Source organism: Parabacteroides gordonii MS-1 = DSM 23371, assembly GCF_000969825.1.
Lineage (GTDB): Bacteria > Bacteroidota > Bacteroidia > Bacteroidales > Tannerellaceae > Parabacteroides > Parabacteroides gordonii.
The window spans coordinates 1-1,565 of the sequence record NZ_KQ033924.1; the positions used below are offsets into that span (position 1 = coordinate 1).

A 1,565-nucleotide genomic window follows, 5' to 3' on the forward strand; every position below is an offset into this window, starting at 1 on the left:
ACGGACACGGAACGCCGCGACATGACGGTATGGCTCTTCGACGAGGAGTCCTTCGTGCCGGTGGCAATGATAAAGGAAGGCAGGTCCTACTCGATACTGACAGACCAGCTCGGAACACCAACGGAGGCATACGATGCCGAGGGCAACGAGGTGTGGAGCCGGGTGCTCGACATGGACGGGAACGTCATCGAAGAGACGGGCAACAAGGGGATGGTACCATTCCTGTTCCAGGGACAGTACTATGACCGGGAGACAGGGCTGGCGTACAACAGGTTCAGGTATTATTCACCGAAGATGGGTATGTATGTCTCACAAGATCCGATTGGACTTGATGGTGGAATACTGAATCTGTATGGATATGTTGATGACACAAATGTGTGGATTGATATTCTGGGACTTTCGAAACAAAGTTATAGTCAGCAGCAAGGCATTAATAAAGCAAAAGATGACTTGAGGCGTAATGGATTTGATATTATCGGTGAAGAAATTACAATGAAAGTGAATGGTAGCAGAATTAGAGCCGATATTATAGCTAAAGATGGCCATGGCAAAACACATATATTTGAGGTTAAGCATAAGAAAGGCAGACTTACTAAAAATCAAAAAAAATCGGGAGTCTATTCAATGTCTTCACAATCAAATACTACTACACATCTTGGTGGAGGAACTATTAAGGTCTCACAAGGCACAAGTGGCACATATACTATTGATACAGGAAGTGAGTTAGGAAAAGTATTAGGTGGTAGAGGAACCTCTGATACAGCTGTATTCCATGTTTTAATATATAATTAGTATGAATGAAGTAAAAAAAATAGTAAAAGCAGAGCTAAAAAAGCAGAGTGTTAATTTTGCTTTTGGGAATATTATTTCAAAGTACAAAAGAGAATCTATTGTATTCTTAGATAGTAATTCTGAGGTAGGATATATCGGATATACTTTTGTGTCTTCAAAATATGCTGATTATAATTCTTTATTTGGGATATTTTTGTCTTGCCGTTTTGGTCTGGAAATGTCTGGAACAACAGAACTAACAAAAATAATAGAAAAATTAAAGTTGTCCTTTCCTCCAATGGCAAAATTACCACAGTGTTATTTTGGCTTTACCTCACTTTATTTTTCACCTTTAAAATTCTATAACAATGGAACTATAAGTTTTTATGAAAATGATGACATTGTGAACAAATGTATTGAATTAACTCAAAATGTCAATGATATATTCATTCCGTATATATATAACTTTATAAATGTTACTCCAGCATTAACTAATGACATATTAGAATATCCATATAATTATGGATATCCTTTAACTTGTATTTTAATTCAATGTATTTTGAATCATAATTATAGTGATATACCTTATTTAGTAAAGCTTGCACGAGAAAAAAAGATGTATGACTCTACATCCAATAAGATAAATGAGATTATAGAAAAATTAAATAGGTATTTTGGTACAAATATAGACTGCTAATATATGGCGGACACAGGCTATTTCGACAGCGTAAGTGCAAACCTAAAGACCGGCGTAGGTGCGCAGGTCAAGGGTATCTCGGAAGGCGTCAAGGCGA

At 36.9% G+C, this 1,565-nt stretch carries 2 protein-coding genes; both read left to right on the forward strand.

Translation table 11 applies throughout. The features are described 5' to 3' along the window. Window positions 1-792, forward strand: a 792-nt coding sequence (locus HMPREF1536_RS27415; RefSeq protein WP_028730509.1) for an RHS repeat domain-containing protein, incomplete at its 5' end; no start/stop codon positions are given. 1 nt (window position 793) lies between these two features. Further along, complete coding sequence (locus HMPREF1536_RS26440; protein WP_011203028.1) at window positions 794-1,468, forward strand: hypothetical protein; 675 nt, start codon at window positions 794-796, stop codon at window positions 1,466-1,468. Window positions 1,469-1,565 lie beyond the last annotated feature (97 nt).